The sequence below is a fragment of the Priestia sp. USM5 genome (genome assembly GCF_058323215.1).
Window position 1 is genome coordinate 4,116,132 of the sequence record NZ_JBSGKN010000001.1, and the last position, 16,717, is coordinate 4,132,848.

15 protein-coding genes are annotated in these 16,717 nt (G+C 38.2%); 3 read left to right on the forward strand and 12 right to left on the reverse strand.

Annotated elements, in window-relative coordinates; translation table 11 throughout:
* Nucleotides 1-66 precede the first annotated feature (66 nt).
* Nucleotides 67-1,476 carry a SpoVR family protein gene (locus ACWATA_RS21675; RefSeq protein ID WP_033580662.1) on the reverse strand — a complete coding sequence of 470 codons (1,410 nt, stop codon included), beginning with the start codon at nt 1,474-1,476 and terminating at the stop codon, nt 67-69.
* Nucleotides 1,477-1,797: 321 nt separating this feature from the next.
* On the opposite strand from ACWATA_RS21675, the gene ACWATA_RS21680 reads away from it, so the two are divergent.
* Both ACWATA_RS21680 and ACWATA_RS21685 read left to right on the forward strand, forming a co-directional pair.
* Entirely contained in the window at nt 1,798-2,049 is a 252-nt protein-coding gene (locus ACWATA_RS21680; protein WP_013055267.1) for a YhdB family protein, read from the forward strand.
* A 210-nt stretch (nt 2,050-2,259) separates the two neighbouring features.
* Nucleotides 2,260-2,868, forward strand: a complete 609-nt coding sequence (locus ACWATA_RS21685) for a biotin transporter BioY (protein WP_014461709.1) — start codon at nt 2,260-2,262, stop codon at nt 2,866-2,868.
* A 34-nt stretch (nt 2,869-2,902) separates the two neighbouring features.
* On the opposite strand, the gene ACWATA_RS21690 is transcribed toward ACWATA_RS21685, so the two are convergent.
* The 11 genes from ACWATA_RS21690 to ACWATA_RS21740 form a co-directional block, all read right to left on the reverse strand.
* Nucleotides 2,903-4,657: a phospho-sugar mutase gene (locus tag ACWATA_RS21690; RefSeq protein ID WP_034268064.1), complete on the reverse strand. Its 1,755-nt coding sequence runs from the start codon at nt 4,655-4,657 to the stop codon at nt 2,903-2,905.
* Nucleotides 4,658-4,823: 166 nt separating this feature from the next.
* Nucleotides 4,824-6,503, reverse strand: coding sequence for a glycerol-3-phosphate dehydrogenase/oxidase (locus tag ACWATA_RS21695; protein ID WP_034268068.1), 1,680 nt, complete (start codon nt 6,501-6,503; stop codon nt 4,824-4,826).
* Nucleotides 6,504-6,689: 186 nt separating this feature from the next.
* Nucleotides 6,690-8,180, reverse strand: a complete 1,491-nt coding sequence (gene glpK / locus ACWATA_RS21700; RefSeq protein ID WP_033580665.1) for a glycerol kinase GlpK — start codon at nt 8,178-8,180, stop codon at nt 6,690-6,692.
* Nucleotides 8,181-8,247: 67 nt separating this feature from the next.
* On the reverse strand, nt 8,248-9,075 hold the full coding sequence (locus ACWATA_RS21705) for an MIP/aquaporin family protein (RefSeq protein ID WP_033580666.1): 828 nt from the start codon (nt 9,073-9,075) through the stop codon (nt 8,248-8,250).
* Between the two features lie 177 nt (nt 9,076-9,252).
* Nucleotides 9,253-9,807, reverse strand: coding sequence for a glycerol-3-phosphate responsive antiterminator (locus ACWATA_RS21710; protein WP_033580667.1), 555 nt, complete (start codon nt 9,805-9,807; stop codon nt 9,253-9,255).
* 113 nt (nt 9,808-9,920) lie between these two features.
* On the reverse strand, nt 9,921-11,459 hold the full coding sequence (locus ACWATA_RS21715; RefSeq protein WP_013055260.1) for a carbon-nitrogen hydrolase family protein: 1,539 nt from the start codon (nt 11,457-11,459) through the stop codon (nt 9,921-9,923).
* 360 nt (nt 11,460-11,819) lie between these two features.
* Nucleotides 11,820-12,590: a L,D-transpeptidase gene (locus tag ACWATA_RS21720; RefSeq protein ID WP_014461717.1), complete on the reverse strand. Its 771-nt coding sequence runs from the start codon at nt 12,588-12,590 to the stop codon at nt 11,820-11,822.
* 187 nt (nt 12,591-12,777) lie between these two features.
* Entirely contained in the window at nt 12,778-13,572 is a 795-nt protein-coding gene (locus ACWATA_RS21725; RefSeq protein ID WP_165635919.1) for a SurA N-terminal domain-containing protein, read from the reverse strand.
* Nucleotides 13,573-13,831: 259 nt separating this feature from the next.
* The gene (locus ACWATA_RS21730; protein ID WP_165635920.1) at nt 13,832-14,824 is read right to left on the reverse strand and encodes a Gfo/Idh/MocA family protein; all 993 of its coding nucleotides are present in this window, start codon (nt 14,822-14,824) and stop codon (nt 13,832-13,834) included.
* A gap of 168 nt (nt 14,825-14,992) precedes the next feature.
* Nucleotides 14,993-15,190, reverse strand: coding sequence for a hypothetical protein (locus tag ACWATA_RS21735; RefSeq protein WP_165635921.1), 198 nt, complete (start codon nt 15,188-15,190; stop codon nt 14,993-14,995).
* 61 nt (nt 15,191-15,251) lie between these two features.
* The gene (locus tag ACWATA_RS21740; RefSeq protein ID WP_013081630.1) at nt 15,252-15,644 is read right to left on the reverse strand and encodes a YhcU family protein; all 393 of its coding nucleotides are present in this window, start codon (nt 15,642-15,644) and stop codon (nt 15,252-15,254) included.
* A gap of 155 nt (nt 15,645-15,799) precedes the next feature.
* On the opposite strand from ACWATA_RS21740, the gene ACWATA_RS21745 reads away from it, so the two are divergent.
* On the forward strand, nt 15,800-16,711 hold the full coding sequence (locus tag ACWATA_RS21745) for an RluA family pseudouridine synthase (protein ID WP_165635922.1): 912 nt from the start codon (nt 15,800-15,802) through the stop codon (nt 16,709-16,711).
* Nucleotides 16,712-16,717 lie beyond the last annotated feature (6 nt).

Sequence of the window (16,717 nt, forward strand, 5' to 3'; positions counted from 1 at the left end):
TTTCAATTTATATGGATAATAAAATTACAGAAGCACAAAAAGACCGCTATTTAAGCGGTCTCCTTTTTATAAATGTTTTCGATGCACTGTCTTCCCATCATACGTGAAGGCAATTGGCTTGCCTTCCATCATCGTTTCTAAATGAACCGGTCGGCCCCAAAGCTGATGAACGTACGGTACCACTTTTTCTAAGTATTTAACATCTAATTCAATTCCTTCATACCAGTGTTTTAAATAGAGCTCTCCATTTTTTAAATAGTCTCCATTGGTTACTGTGATGTAAGGAAATCCTCCGTTTACGCGCATATTAACAAGCTGATCTCTAACTTCTGTCCACTCTTTATCGACGATTTTATAGTCTTTTCCTTGTTTTTGGAATAAGTACATATCCTCCCGCATAACTAAATCTTTTGTTAAGTAATTGCGGATAAAGGAAATATCTGATTCAACCTCACGTACCTCAAACATCTTCTCTCTTCCTGACCCGGGCTCGACGCCCCGGCGAATCATATCTTCGGTTGGATTGTTGTAGCGTTCTTCAATGTCTTCAAAGATTTTTAATCCCAAATAATATGGATTGATTCCCGTCTTGGACGGCTGCACAACCCCTGCATTTAGCTTCGCGAATTCTATCGCTTCATCACTCGTTAAGTCCATTTCTCGAATAATGCGTTGATGCCAGAAAGAAGCCCATCCTTCATTCATAATTTTTGTTTCAAGCTGCGGCCAGAAATAAAGCATTTCTTCTCGCATCATCGTTAAAATATCCCGCTGCCAATCCTCTAAATAAGGACTGTATTCTTCAATAAATAATAAGATGTCTTTTTCAGGCTGAGGCGGAAATTTTTTAAAAGACTTTGGAGGTTTTGGTTTTTTCTTTTCTTTATAATCCAAATTCCATAAATCATCATAAGGAGAAGTGATTTCTTCTTCCGATGATTCTACATCATCTATGCTCCAAGAAAGCTTGGCACGCATAAGAGACGGATCAATATGTTCCTGAATCGATAAGACAGCATCCAAAAACTTTTCTACTTCACGCTTACCGTGCTTTACTTCGTATTCTTTAATTCGATCAGCGGTCGCTGCCATACTTTCTACCATATCCCGTTTAGTGTTGGCAAAACGGCTGTTATTTTTAAAGAAGTCACAGTGAGCTAACACGTGAGCTACAATTAATTTATTCTGAATAAGCGCATTGGAATCCAATAAAAATGCATAACAAGGATCTGAATTGATAACTAATTCATAAATTTTACTCAATCCAAGATCGTAGTGTAATTTCATTTTGTAAAATTGTTTTCCAAAGCTCCAATGTGAAAAACGAGTTGGCATCCCATATGCACCAAACGTATAAATAATATCTGCCGGGCAAATTTCATAGCGCATCGGATAAAAATCCAAACCGAAACCGCTAGCTATTTCCGTAATTTCATCAATCGCACGGTATAATTGCTTATAATCTGCTTCTTTCACGACAGCTCCCCCTTTCACTCCTTACTTCAATCTATGTACAAACATGTCAATTCATGTGTTTTCATCAAAAAGAAGCTTTATTTTTTCAAGAAAAGGGGATTTTTATTTAGTTGTCTTAAATAATGGATGTAATGTAACTGTTACGCTTCGTTATTCTTTGCCTTTCTTATCATTTATCCGGTGCTGTACGTTTATTCTTCTTACATAATTACTACAACCTCTTTTAATTATGCACTGGTCTTTTGCCCAACATTTACAGCGTAAGAATTCCCGCAAATATCATACACTAATTTCAACTCCTCAAAAGGAGGAACGTTATTAATGGATGTAATTGATTATGATCGAGCTTTATATTACACACACCGTTCACAATGGGATAACTTATTAATTTTAATGGTTCGAACAGACGACGATTTTCTTTCAAAAAAGATTGAACATTTTTTGCACGCCTACAATTTTGAACGAAACTACCGCATCATTCAAGAAGAGCTTTATTCTTTACTACGCTACATTGATCATGCAACGGAATATTCGGAGCACAACCCGGAGCTTCTGGAAGAATCATTGTACTAGTATTTTTGATACACACACTTGGACAAAGAAGGGATGAATTCCCTTCTTTATTTTTTTATGTTGCATTAAAAATATGCATATTTCATTTCAAAAAACATCAAATAATATATGTAAACATATTTATTTTTATCGTTGACATAAAAGTGAATTCGACGTACAATCTTCAGTACATACGCTAAGATATTTCAGTACATACTGGGAGGAACATATATGAATACTAAAAGGTTTCGCACATTAGATTTAACATTAGCCGGTATGTTTGCAGCTCTTATGGCTATTGGTGCAAACATTACTTCTTGGGCACCTTTTTTACAAGTAGGCGGCGTGCCTCTTTCGCTTCAGCCTTTTTTTGTTATATTAGCAGGACTTTTACTTGGGAGCCGAATGGGTTCTATTTCGATGATTGTATATGTATTAATTGGCATTGCCGGCGCTCCGGTATTTGCTCAATTTAAAGCAGGAATTGGTATTTTATTTGGAAGCACCGGCGGCTTTTTGCTTTCTTATATTGTCGCTGCATTTATCACAGGAAAAATTATGGAAATGCGCGGCAAGCCGACTTTTTCTATCTTTTTAATTTCATCGCTGGTTGGTATTGCCGTTATTTATTTAATTGGTACTACGTATATGTATATAGCGGTTAACTACTGGCTTGAAGCTCCTGCAATGACATATGCAGCTGCTTGGAAGATTATGTCGTGGTTTGCTGTAAAGGATCTTATTTTCACTGTTCTTGGGGCTATGCTTGCTCCGAGAATTTATAAAGCTCTACGATCTTCTTCATATTTGTCAAATACGCAATCAAATAAAGTATCATAAAAGAAGCCTGCTCAAGTTTGAGCAGGCTTTATTTTTATACCGTTTTCACTTTATCTAGTACACGCTCCACTTCACCCATTACAGCTGTTTGTACAGCTTCTAAATGGGCAATGCTCGTTGCTTCATCTTCTGACACAACGCCAAAATAGAACTTCACCTTTGGCTCTGTACCAGACGGACGAAGGCAGAACCAAGAACCGTCCTCTAAGATATATTTTAATACATTTGATTTTGGTAATGTAATCTCTTCTACTTTTCCTGCTTTAATATGCTGGCGCTCACTTAATGTATAATCCTCTACAACCGAAACATTTAACCCTGCAATGTCAGTAGGAGGCTCATTTCTAAATGTAGCCAAAATATGCTGAATTTGCTCAGATCCTTCTTTTCCTTTAAGCGTTAAAGATTTCAGACCTTCACGATAGAAACCATATTTGGTAAACACTTGCTGAAGCGCTTCATATAGCGTCATGCCCTGCTTTTTATAATAAGCACAAGCTTCTACCGCTAGAATGGCTGCTTGTACAGCGTCTTTGTCACGAGCAAAGTCACCAATTAAATAGCCGTAGCTTTCTTCATAACCGAATTGGAATGTATACTCGCCCGTTTGCTCATATTGCTTAATTTTTTCACCGATAAATTTAAAACCTGTTAGAGTGTCAACAACTTGCAATCCAAATGAACGAGCAATTTGTGCGCCGATTTCTGACGTTACAATCGTTTTTAACACAACGCCATTAGCAGGCAGCACGCCTTTTTCTTTCTTTTGAGAAAGCAAATAGTGAAGCAATAAAGCACCGGTTTGGTTTCCTGTTAATAACGCATATTCGCCGCTTGGATCTTTGACAGCAATTCCTAAACGGTCTGCATCTGGATCCGTTGCGATTAAGAGATCTGCATCAATTTCTTTTCCTTTACGAACAGCATATTCAAATGCAGCCGGCTCTTCAGGATTCGGAGATTTAACCGTCGAAAAATTCGGATCAGGAAGTTCTTGTTCTTCAATAACCGTAACATTTTCGTAACCGATGGATTGAAGCGCGTTGCGAACTGGCTTATTAGCTGTACCATGTAGAGGTGTAAAAACTACCTTTAAGTTTTTACCTGTTTCAGAAGCTAGCTCTGGGTTAATTAAAATCGTTTTTAGTTTCTCATTGTATGCTTCGTCAATCGCTGAACCAATCATTTCAATAAAACCTTTTTCTTTTAGCTCCGCTTCAGATTGAACAGCTAATGTAAGTTCATTTTCCACAGCATTTACAAAGCCAACTAGTTCATCAGCTTCTTTTGGCGGCAGCTGACCACCGTCTGGACCATATACTTTGTATCCATTATATTCAGGAGGATTGTGGCTCGCTGTAATAACAATACCTCCAAATGCGTTTAACTCACGCACTGCAAATGAAAGTTCAGGTGTTGGTCTTAGCTCTTCAAATACATACGTTTTAATTCCGTGACTTGCTAATGTTTTTGCTGCTTCCATCGCAAATTCAGGCGATTTGTGGCGAGAATCATATGCAATGACTACGCCTTGCTTGATAGCTTCTTCGCCAGCTTGTTTAATGTACTCAGCAAAGCCTTCAGAAGCTTTTCGGATTGTATACGTATTCATACGGTTTGTACCCGCTCCAATTTCTCCACGCATTCCGCCTGTTCCAAATTCCAATGTTTTGTAAAAACTATCTTCTAATTGTTTTTCATCACCTTTGATTGCATCCAAATTTTGACGTAATTCAGGATCTAAATTTGGGTGATTAATCCAAGATGTATACGTTTCTTTCCAACTCATAAAAAAAAAGCCCCCCTATATAAATGTAAATATGTATGAAAAGAGAAAAACGAGTAATCGTCTTTCTCTTTTTTTAACAGTCATATTATATTTCTTCGTCAAAATTTGACTTCCTGCTATTATATTATGGCTGTATTGACAAATTTTGAGGTACTTTTTTATTTTATCATGAAATACCTGTCATACGGTTAACTTTTTCATCTACTGGTACAACTGCGTCATGAAGGTGCTGTTCTAATTCATCGGTATAAGCTTTTGTTTGCTCAGGCGTCCACTTTAACTCTTCGGCCATATGAGCAATCACTTGTTTTTTCCAGCTTCTTACCCAGTTGATATCAAAGAATAAAGCGCCCGTACGTCGAATGAAGAAGTCCACTGGTTTTGAAACCATTTCTTCTTCTATGCCATATTGAATTTGCAAAAATACACTAGCTGGAAGGTCGCTGTTTTTTAGCTGATCCGGACGTTCAATCATGTAGCGGTATACTTTGTCTACGTTTGAGCCATAGCGTTTTACAAGCTTTTCAGCAGCGTCACGTGATAACCCTAGTTTGATGCCTTCTTTGACTTTTTGCTCTACAAACGTTGGGAACCCGCCTGAACCTCCTACATTACCTCCAGAAATCGGTAAATGTTTAGTTTGACAGCTTTCAAATTCGCGTCCTTCTGCTTTAAAATCTTCAGCTACGCGATTTACGACAATTTCAGCCATTTTACGGTACCCAGTTAATTTCCCTCCAGCGATTGTAATTAAACCTGATTCTGATGTCCAGATTTCATCTTTACGCGAAATTTCAGAAGGATCTTTTCCTTGTTCGTGAATAAGTGGACGAACACCCGCCCAGCTTGATTCTACGTCGTCTACTGTAATATCAACCGTTGGGAACATATAGTTAATCGCATCAATAACATATTGACGGTCTTTTACAGTCATACGCGGATGTCTAGCGTCTTCTTTATAGACCGTGTCTGTTGTGCCTACGTATGTTTTTCCATCACGCGGAATTGCAAATACCATACGTCCGTCAGGTGTATCAAAGTAAATGGCTTGTTTTAACGGAAAGCGCTCTTGATCAATAACTAAGTGAATTCCTTTTGTTAATTGAAGCTGCTTGCCTTTTTTTGAATTATCTTTTTCACGCAGCGTGTCCACCCATGGACCTGCAGCATTGACGATTTTTTTTGCATAGATATTATATTCTTTATTCGTAAGCTGATCGCGAACAACAGCCCCTACTACTTTTCCTTTATCGTAGATGAAGTTTTCCACTTTTGTGTAATTGACTAAATCTGCTCCTCTTGCGGCAGCTTCTTTAGCTACTTCAATCGTTAAACGTGCATCATCTGTTTTATATTCAACGTAGTAACCGCCGCCTTTTAACTCTTTAGATTTCACTAGTGGCTCGCGTCTAAGCGTTTCTTCTGCGCTAAACATTTTGCGGCGCTCTGCACGTTTTACTCCTGCTAAGAAATCATATACGCGCAGTCCAATTGAAGTTGAGAATTTCCCAAATGTTCCACCCGTATGGAAAGGTAACAGCATCCACTCCGGAGTCGTTACATGAGGGCCATTTTCATATACAATGGCACGTTCTTTACCAACTTCGGCTACCATTTTAACTTCAAACTGTTTTAAATAGCGTAGACCGCCGTGAACAAGCTTCGTTGAACGACTAGATGTTCCTGCTGCGAAATCCTGCATTTCAACTAATGCCGTTTTCATGCCTCGATGAGTCGCATCAAGTGCAATACCTGACCCAGTAATTCCCCCACCAATTACTAATAAATCATATTGATTTTGTGTCATGTCTACCAATTTATTCGAACGTGTTTGACTTGAAAACATACGTCATTCCCCTTTCATTTTTCAAAGATATCAAAATTTTCCAATATACAAAAAGAGAGACCACAAATCACATATATAGTATGCCTACATATGGATCTGTGGTCTCTCCGATTCTCCAACCAATTTATTAACTTGAATACATTATATCATACATGCGCTTTTAATTAAAGGATTTTCATCAAATAATTACTTAAAAGCCATTGTTGCATGTACGGCTTTTTTCCAGCCGCTATATAATTCTTCACGTTGTTCTTCTTCCATATTTGGTTCGAAAGATTTTTCCATATTCCACTGCTGCGCAATTTCATCACAATCTTTCCAGTAGCCGACCGCAAGACCCGCTAAATATGCTGCCCCAAGAGCGGTTGTTTCATTCACTTGAGGACGCTCAACAGGAACATCTAACACATCACTTTGGAACTGCATTAAGAAATTATTTTTAACTGCTCCTCCGTCTACACGCAATGTTTTTAATGTAATTCCAGAGTCTGCTTCCATCGCGCTTAATACGTCTCTTGTTTGATAAGCTAATGATTCAAGCGTTGCACGGATAAAGTGTTCTTTTTTTGTACCTCGAGTTAATCCAAACATCGCTCCACGTACATCGCTATCCCAATAAGGTGTTCCAAGTCCTACGAAAGCTGGCACAATATATACGCCGTCTGTAGACTCTACTCGTGTTGCATAGTTTTCAGTTTCAGCCGCATTTTTAAACATTCTCAAACCGTCGCGAAGCCACTGAATAGCAGATCCTGCTACAAAAATACTGCCTTCAAGCGCGTATTCTACTTTGCCGTTGATCCCCCATGCTAATGTAGTTAACAAACCGTGATCCGACTTAACTGCTTTTTCACCCGTATTCATTAACATGAAGCAACCTGTTCCATACGTGTTTTTCGCCATTCCTTTTTCATAGCACGCTTGTCCAAATAAAGCGGCTTGCTGATCCCCTGCTGCTCCAGCAATTGGAATGTTTTGACCAAAGAAATGATAATCTACGGTATGAGCGTATACTTCAGAAGAAGGCTTTACTTCCGGAAGCATAGATTTTGGTACTCCTAAAATATCTAGTAGTTCATCATCCCATTTTAAATCGTAGATATTGAACATAAGCGTGCGAGAGGCATTTGAGTAATCCGTTACATGCGCTTTTCCGCCTGATAACTTCCAAATTAACCATGTATCAATTGTTCCAAATAACAATTCACCGTTTTCTGCTTTTTCTCGTGCACCTTCTACGTTATCTAAAATCCACTTTACTTTCGTTCCAGAGAAGTATGCGTCAATTAATAACCCCGTTTTGTCGCGGAACGTATCGTTTAATCCTTTTGCCTTTAATTCTTCACAAATACCAGACGTTTGACGAGACTGCCATACGATAGCATTATACACGGGTTTTCCTGTTGCTTTTTCCCATACTACGGCTGTTTCACGCTGATTCGTAATCCCAATTGCTTCAATTTGGTCCGCGTGAACGCCTGACTCAGATAAACAAGATGCGATAACAGCAAGGATAGAACCCCAAATTTCACTTGCATTATGCTCTACCCAACCTGGTTTTGGAAAGTACTGCGTAAACTCTTTTTGAGCTACATGCACAACTTCACCTTTTTTATTAAATAACATTGCTCGTGAGCTCGTTGTTCCTTGGTCTAAAGATAAAATAAATTTTTCCATATCAATATCCCCTATTCTCTGTATAGTGTCGTTTCTTTATTGTACATAGTTAGATGGTAAAGCGCATTCATTTTTTCGGTACTACTGCTGATTGAATTTGCGCTGCTTTTTGTTTAGAAACCGCGTAGATAACCGCTAAAACAATCACTGCAATACTTAAGACAATCCATAAGCTGTTAGACATTTTATTTAAGAATGCTGCTTGATAAAAGACTGCGCCAATTGATCCCCCTAATAGAGGCCCCACTACTGGCACCCAAGCATATTTCCAGTTCGAGCTGCCTTTACCCGGTATCGGCAAGATAGCATGAGCAATACGAGGTCCTAAATCACGAGCAGGGTTGATAGCATACCCTGTTGTTCCTCCTAATGATAAACCAATACTTACGATTAAAAATCCTACTACTAAAGGATTTAATCCATCTGTAAATTTATTTGCTCCAATTGCTAAAATTCCTACTACTAATACAAATGTTCCAATCGCCTCACTTAAAACGTTTGCAAATGGGTTCGCAATTGCTGGCCCCGTTGCAAATACGCCTAGTTTTGTACCAGCATCTTTTGTTTCTTTCCAGTGTGGAAGATAGTGTAAATAAACAACTGTTGCACCAAGAATCGCTCCAATAAACTGAGCTAAAATGTACATCGGTACTTGCGACCATGGAAAATCACCTGTAATAGCAAGCGCTACTGTTAGCGCTGGGTTTAAGTGTGCTCCACTCATATTACCAACCGCATATGCTGCCATGGCTACTGCCATTCCCCACCCCATTGTGATAACAATCCATCCTGAATTAGCAGCAAACGATTTTTTTAAATTGACGCCCGCACATACACCAGCGCCAAGGATAATTAGTATCATTGTTCCAATTACTTCTCCTAAAAATGCTTGCATATAAATACCTCCCCTTTGTATAAACACGGTTAACATTACAAGAAAATAAGAAAATCCACCATACATCCCCCTAATAAAATCATTAAAAGGCTATACCGTGGATCTCCTATTCTCCCTCACAACTATTAACTTATCTAGAAGTTTACTAGATGATGAAAGCGTTGTCAAACAGTTTTTTTAAGTTGAAATACTCCACAGTTCTCTATTTGATGTTGTAACAGCAGAAGCCCCGGCTCCTAAAGCATTACGAACTTCTTCTTCGGTTCGTATTAAACCTCCGGCTAACACCGGAATGCCTGTTTCAGCTTTGACTTCTTGGATTAAAGTGGGCACAATTCCAGGAAGAAGCTCAATATAATCGGGTTTTACTTTCTTCATTAACTCGTAGCTTTTCTTCAAAGCCGTGCTGTCTAATAAAAAGACCCGTTGAATGGCATAGATTCCTCTTTGTTTAGCTTTTAAAATGACGTTTGTTCTTGTCGAAATAATCCCCGCAGGCTTAAACTCCTGACACAAAAAATCAACCGCATACTCATCGTGCTTTAAGCCATGAATTAAGTCTAAATGAATGATTAGCTTTTTTTCATGCTTATGAACCTCTCTCATAATTCCTTTTAGCATGCCCACTTGATTGTCTAAAAGAACTCCGTACTCGTAATTGCTTACTAAAAAATTTTCCAATTGCTTCATATCTCGAACAGCGGGTAATACCGATTGTCCATGAAAACTCATGTTTTCCCCTCTTTTCCATGGTTAGTCCACAAAATTCATTGTAATAGTTTTTATTATGGCAAAAGTTGAAATAAAAAACACCATGCATTTGCATGATGTTTTTAGAAACTGCGTTATTTTTTATATTTAATATTGTAAACGTCATGGCGTCGATCTTTTAATTGACGAACCGTTCCTGATTGACGCTGGCGACGAAGAATTTCTAAATCTACATCTCCAATAACCACCATTTCAATATTAGGGTTACATTCTCCTACAATACCGTCTCGTGCAAATTCAAAGTCAGACGGTGCAAAAATAGCAGACTGAGCGTACTGAATATCCATATTTTCTGTTTCAGGCAGGTTTCCAACCGTACCTGCGATAACCGTATAAATTTGGTTTTCGATCGCACGAGCCTGAGAGCAGTATCTTACGCGCAGATAGCCTTGACGATCTTCCGTACAGAATGGTGTAAAAATAATATTTGCACCTTTATCTGTAGCAATACGAGCAAGCTCCGGAAATTCAATGTCATAGCAAATTTGGATCGCAATTTTCCCGCAATCTGTATCAAACACTTCAACTTTATCTCCTGGGCTAATTCCCCACCATTTTCTTTCATTAGGTGTAATATGCACTTTGTACTGCTTTTCAATTGTTCCATCTCGGCGGAATAGATAGGCAATATTAAAGATATCTCCATTATCTTCTTCGACGAAGTGGGATCCTCCAATAATATTTACGTTATATTTAACCGCTAAGTTAGTAAACAACTCAATGTACTCTTCCGTATATTCTGCTACGCGCTGAACCGCTTTGCTTGGAATTTTTTCATTCAAGAAAGACATGAGCTGAGTTGTGAAAATTTCCGGGAATACGCAGAAGTCGGCTTTTGCATCATAAGCAACATCTGTATAATATTCTACCTGTGTTGCAAACTCTTCAAATGAATTGATCTGTTTCATCATATACTGAACAACACAAATACGCACTGGGAATGATGTTTTAAAATGGCGTTTTGAACGGCGAACATAATCTACGTTGTTCCATTCCATCAGCGTTGCATACTTATTAGAAGCTAGGTCATCAGGAAGATAACCAGGGTTTATACGCATAAGCGTAAATCCGTTCATTAGCTGAAAAGATAGTACTGGATCATAAATTTTATGATGAATAACTTGCTCTACATACTCTCTAGGCGACATTTCAGCTGAATGCTTATGGTAATTAGGAATTCTTCCTCCGATGATGATACTTTTAAGGTTCAATTCACGTGCTAAATCTTTACGCGCTTCATATAAGCGGCGTCCTATTTTCATGCCGCGATACTTTGGATGAACCATTACTTCAATTCCATACAGATTGTAGCCTTCTGGGTTATGATTTGTAATGTATCCTTCGTCTGTAATATCGTCCCACGTATGCTGATCATCGTACTCATCAAAGTTCACAATCAAGCTGGAACAAGATCCGATAATTTCCCCGTCGTACTCTGCACATATTTGTCCTTCTGGAAAAATGGCCAGATGACTTTCAAGCTGTTCTTTTTTCCACGGATCCATTCCGGGGAATGATAGCTTTTGAAGTGCTAAAATTTCATCTATATCGTCCGGTTTGATGTTACGAATAATCATTTTTTTCTCGAATTTTGATAAGTCTATTGTAGACATACGCTCAAACAACCCTTTCTCTCTCTTCATTAGGCAATTAGTTTCCCTGTTTTTTATTATAATAAACATTATTAAAAATTCAAAAAATGAGGGTGAGACATAACGAAATAAATCCAATCGAAAGACGCACAAATGGATTAGCTCGTATGGATAGCTTGTGACACCGCTGTTGACTTCCGTGCAAGACTTCGCTTTCCGCGGGCGGCCGCAGGAGTCTTCACCCTCCCATCAACTGCTAGAAGGAACGAAACAGATGAAATCTGCGTTCACCATAATAAAAAAAACGAACCAAGAATCAAAATTCTGATCAATGGTTCGTTTTTCACTTAGGCTAAAATACTTTTGTCCCAGCCTCATTTTCTATTTGCAAATATCTAATTTTATGGATGTCTTTTTATTAGGATAATTTTCAATAAATCCTGGTCCTAAAGAAACTTTAATGCCATTTATTTTATATACATTATAGCGTTCACCGCGATTTAACGTGCGAATCTTTACCCATTTTCCTTTTTCTTCTTTTAACAAAACCATCGGTGATTGAATCGTTACAAAACCAATTTGGCCTTTTGAGAGCTTTTTTGTTTTACAAAGATTCTGGGCGACTGAAGCACTGCTTACTTTGTATTTGTTTTTAACAGCGATTGAATCAAAACTTTGAGAATGAAATTGACCAATAACCACTTTTGTACCGGTTTGAACGCGGTCAAACAGCCAGCGTACCTCTTCATCATACATACGAATGCACCCTGAACTTGCGTAGGTCCCGATAGAACTTGGATTATTATTTCCATGAATAGCGTACGTCGTGCCATACGTTCCGCGCGCATTTAATCCTAGCCAGCGATCACCTAGTGGATTTCTAGGATCTCCTCCCCGAATGTTGTCTTTATAATAAGGCCGGTTTTTAATTTTATTCACAATGCTAAAGGTACCTTCTGGTGTATAACTCATCTGCCTCCCTGTCGCAACTTTGAACGTCTTTACCAATTTGCCTCCATCATAAAAAGCAAGTGTGTTAGTAGATTTGTTAATGATAACAAGTTGATTGGACGCCGCAGAAGCGTTGCCTGTCAGACCCATCCCCGCGAGTAAAAAAACAAGCCCAACAAAAAAAACAGCCACCTTTTTCATTTATCGACTCCCCCAATTTCTCTTATATCTATATAAGAAAAGTATAGGATGAAAGGCAAACCATCAGAACACTTTTTACCTTATAAGTCAAAATACATTAAAATCTTTCACGCACCCCTTTTTACTGACAAGAAGCAATAATGTACATAACAAAAAACGGCCCTTTAAAGGGCCGTTTCATTTGTATTTAAAGCTTCACTTCAACTTTTGCATTTTTCTTAAGTTCTTCAACTTTTTTCTCTAATGCTTCTTGTTTCTTTTGTTGTTCAAGCTGCTGCTTAATTTGAGGCTTTACGTCTTCAAGCTTTGGCATTTGAGATTGTTCTTTACCGCCGCTTGCTTGACTTTGGCTTTGTTTTGCAAATTGATCGTAATAATCTTGAATTTCTTTATCTGTTACTTCTGGTGTTTGGATGTCTTTATCTACGTACTGCTGATATTTAATGCTGTCAGCCAGCTCAGACTTTAATTGTGATTGAGTGATTCCTGCATCTTTTAAAGCCGCTTTGAACTGTTTATCTGTTTTGAACTGCTTTTTCGTTTCTTTTAACTTTTTATTTACTTCTTCATCAGTTGCTTTATAGCCTTTGTTTTCAGCTTCTTGCAATAGCAGCGTTTGACCTACTAAATTGTCAATTGTTTGCTGCTTTACTTGTTTAGCTGCTTCTTTAGAAGTTGGGTCTTGTCCCATTTGTTGGTACTGATTTTGTGATGTAGCCAGGGCTGCATTATATTCTTCACCCGAAACTTTTTTACCGTTTACAACTGCTACGGTTTTCTTTTCATCTACTTTTTGTTTATCTAATTTCTTCTGCATTTCTTTTGCTTGCTTTTCCTGCTTTTCCTGAGCCTCTTTTTGCTTCTCAGTTTGTGCAGTTTTTTGATCATCGTTCTTTGATTGCTTTGCATCATCGTTTGAACCACAAGCTGTTAAAGCTGCAGCAATTAACCCAATGAGCAATGTATACATCAGTTTTCTCATGATTAATCTCCTTTCATAATCCCAAACGATTATTAGCTATTCGAAAAAATCATCTAGGGGGCATTGTATATGATATAGGCGTAAAAAGAAACCATTTAGGCTAATTTTAAACATATGTAATAAGATTGAAACGTTTTGTAATCTTATGAAAGGTAAATGCTTTCGTTTATACGACCTGTCTAATCATAACATTATTTAGTATGATTTACATAATTTACAGTAAGCTATTCATCGTACATTCTTTTCTTTAAAGCTTTCTTTACATTAAAGATGACAGTATTTGATCACATAATCTCATCGTTTTTACATTGTCGCTCCCACTAGAAAGAGGTTCTTGGTCATTTGTACAACACTCAATAAAATGAGCCATCTCTCCAACAAAACCACGAAGGTAAAGATCTCGATAAGCTCCCGACATCGGTGAAGCAGAAGGTGTAAACACACGATCGTTTTCTTTTAATGATTTCCACGGTAATTCGTCAAAAGTCTGGGATTCGTGAATAGTTAATGAATTTATTTCGTCAACAAAAGCAAAGCCATCGTCAAATGTCACTAATAAGTTTTCACTTTCTCGAGACCATGCTGTCATGCCAGTAAAATACAGGCTCCCTACAGTGCCATTGTCAAACTTCAGCGAAATACTATCTGAAATATATTCACCATGATTATTTCTGAACCCTGTCACGTGAACGACTTCGCCGAACAAGTGACGGACGAGATCAACAATATGTATGGCAGCAAGCTTCATAAACTGCTCTTCATCTTTACAAAAAGGGGTACTGTCTACAGCAAATCTTGCTTGAAATGAACGGACACTTCCTAGGCTACCTTCTTCAATTAATTCTTTTAACTTCATATAACAAGGCGCATAGCGCTTCATAAAACCTACCATAACTTTTACGCCAGCTTGCTTAGCAGCATCTGAAATCTCTTTTGCTTCTCTTTCATTCATCCCCAAAGGCTTGTCCACATAAACATTTTGTCCTGCTCGAATGCAATCCAGCACCAAAGCAGGATGATCTTCAGGCTGTGCCACAACCACTACTCCATCGCACTTTTCTTGCTTTAGCATTTTCTTATAATCATCGTACGGCGTACCGCTGCTCCCAAATCGTTGAAGAGCAGTTTTTGATCTTTCGATACTGCGTGTGGAAATTGCTTTAATTTCTGCTCCCGCTTCAACAACAGAGGGGTAAATGTTCGTTGATGCGTGAAAGCCTGCACCGATAAAACATAGTTTTGCTTTTGTCATGTTTTCGCTCCTATTTATTTTTTGATGGATTTATACAAGTTTGACCATATCACAAGCTCTTTTTGAATGTCCAATAGAAGTCTGAAATATATGATTAAAAAGAGGCCGGTACAGAACTAAATGAATCCAACCTAAAGACGAACAAATAAGATACATGAACTGAACCGCTTATGACACCGCCGTTGATTTCCATGCAAGGCTTCGCTTTCCGCGGGCGGGCGCTGAGCCTCCTCGTCGCTTGCGCTCCTGCGGGGTCTCATCTGTCCCGCTTTTTCCGCAAGAGTCTTCGCCTTGCCCTTCAATCAACTGCTGGAAGGACGAAACAGATGAAGTTGTATTCACCATAAAAAAAAACGAACCACTCATCAAACTTGCTGATCAATAGTTCGTTTTTCACTTAGGCTAAAATACTTTTCTCCCAGCCTCTTTAATTTATGTATGAATTATAAAACGATTCATACGAATACGTAATCAAATTGTTTTCTTTTGCAAAACACTCAATGGAAACAGGAAATAAAAACCCGTATTTTTTTAAAATTGCAATATTTTTTTCGAATTGCTCGCAGTCGCTTTCTTCAATCGGCCGATGTTGAATCGCTTCAATTACGGCAATTATTGTCTGAAGGCTACTAATGACTTGCAATGCTTCATCGAGTAAGCCATTATATAAATGGTCTGTACAATAATCTGGATTTAATAATTCATCAGGATTAAGCTTATCTACAGATACATACCGAGGTAACAAGTCATAGCGAAGCTGTTCAGTCAACTCTTCTATGTAATTCTCCATTTCTGGCGGAGCTGCTTGGGCAATTTTCATGGTTACCCCCCCTTTTTTCTCTTAACTTATGTCTCTTTATTTAGCATAACATAAACATAAAACGAGAACTTCAGGTAGTTATTTCCTCCTAATTATTTACAAGTTCTTTTTAAAGATTAAAGGATATTTACTAGTATGTAAGGAAGGGATTAAATATGAGTATACACGGCCAATGGCTAGAAGATAAAATCGCAAAAAATGATGCAGGGCAAACAATTGAAGATTATTTAAAAACGAAATGGCGTATTCCTAAAAAAACGCTGCATCAGTTTCGGATGAATAAAAATGTGCTTATAAACGGTGAACCTTTACCATGGAGGAACACTCTTAAGGAAAATGATAGAGTGTCACTCCCTTTTTTTGAAGCAGAACCTGATGAAATAACACCTTACAATGTTAATATAGAGATTTTGTTTGAAGATGAACACGTGCTAATTGTAAACAAACCAATAAACCTAAATACTCATCCTTCATCAGAGCAGGACCAAAAAACTCTTTTAAATGCTGTAGCTGCTTATTTTCAAAAAATAGGCCTCAAAACAAAGCCTAGACACGTTCACCGTTTGGACAGCAATACATCAGGTGCTATCTTATTCACGAAGCATTTTGTAGCAAGCTCTGTGTTTGACCAGCTGCTGGCTGAACGTAAAATTAACCGGACTTATGTTGCTCTTGTCCAAGGACTCATGAAACAAGAGCAAGGAATCGTTAATGAACCTATTGGACGCGATCGCCATCACGCTACGAGAAGAAGAGTATCTAGAACGGGACAAGCTGCCAAAACATCTTATCGCGTGTTAAAGCGCAATATGGCAAAAAATGAAACGCTTATTGAACTTTCGCTCGAGACCGGACGCACTCACCAAATACGTGTTCATATGAGTCACGTCGGCCATCCATTACTTGGTGATACGCTTTATGGCGGAAAGAGATTAAAAGATCAGCAGCAAGCTTTACATGCCATTAAGCTTTCTTTTATACACCCGTTTACACATCAGCGCGTGTCAGCTGTTGCACCTCTAGATCAGCAGGTTTTTTTACCGTACAGCAACTTGTTTTCCTATTAAATAAAA

Bases quoted from the DNA above. Each gene is read 5' to 3' on its own strand.
- ACWATA_RS21695 (WP_034268068.1), bottom strand. From the start codon at position 6,503: ATGTTTTCAAGTCAAACACGTTCGAATAAATTGGTAGACATGACACAA.
- ACWATA_RS21720 (WP_014461717.1), bottom strand. From the start codon at position 12,590: ATGAAAAAGGTGGCTGTTTTTTTTGTTGGGCTTGTTTTTTTACTCGCG.
- ACWATA_RS21735 (WP_165635921.1), bottom strand. From the start codon at position 15,190: ATGAGTGGTTCGTTTTTTTTTATGGTGAATACAACTTCATCTGTTTCG.
- ACWATA_RS21705 (WP_033580666.1), bottom strand. From the start codon at position 9,075: ATGCAAGCATTTTTAGGAGAAGTAATTGGAACAATGATACTAATTATC.
- ACWATA_RS21730 (WP_165635920.1), bottom strand. From the start codon at position 14,824: ATGACAAAAGCAAAACTATGTTTTATCGGTGCAGGCTTTCACGCATCA.
- ACWATA_RS21740 (WP_013081630.1), bottom strand. From the start codon at position 15,644: ATGAAAATTGCCCAAGCAGCTCCGCCAGAAATGGAGAATTACATAGAA.
- glpK (WP_033580665.1), bottom strand. From the start codon at position 8,180: ATGGAAAAATTTATTTTATCTTTAGACCAAGGAACAACGAGCTCACGA.
- ACWATA_RS21685 (WP_014461709.1), top strand. From the start codon at position 2,260: ATGAATACTAAAAGGTTTCGCACATTAGATTTAACATTAGCCGGTATG.
- ACWATA_RS21725 (WP_165635919.1), bottom strand. From the start codon at position 13,572: ATGAGAAAACTGATGTATACATTGCTCATTGGGTTAATTGCTGCAGCT.
- ACWATA_RS21745 (WP_165635922.1), top strand. From the start codon at position 15,800: ATGAGTATACACGGCCAATGGCTAGAAGATAAAATCGCAAAAAATGAT.
- ACWATA_RS21715 (WP_013055260.1), bottom strand. From the start codon at position 11,459: ATGTCTACAATAGACTTATCAAAATTCGAGAAAAAAATGATTATTCGT.
- ACWATA_RS21680 (WP_013055267.1), top strand. From the start codon at position 1,798: ATGGATGTAATTGATTATGATCGAGCTTTATATTACACACACCGTTCA.
- ACWATA_RS21690 (WP_034268064.1), bottom strand. From the start codon at position 4,657: ATGAGTTGGAAAGAAACGTATACATCTTGGATTAATCACCCAAATTTA.
- ACWATA_RS21710 (WP_033580667.1), bottom strand. From the start codon at position 9,807: ATGAGTTTTCATGGACAATCGGTATTACCCGCTGTTCGAGATATGAAG.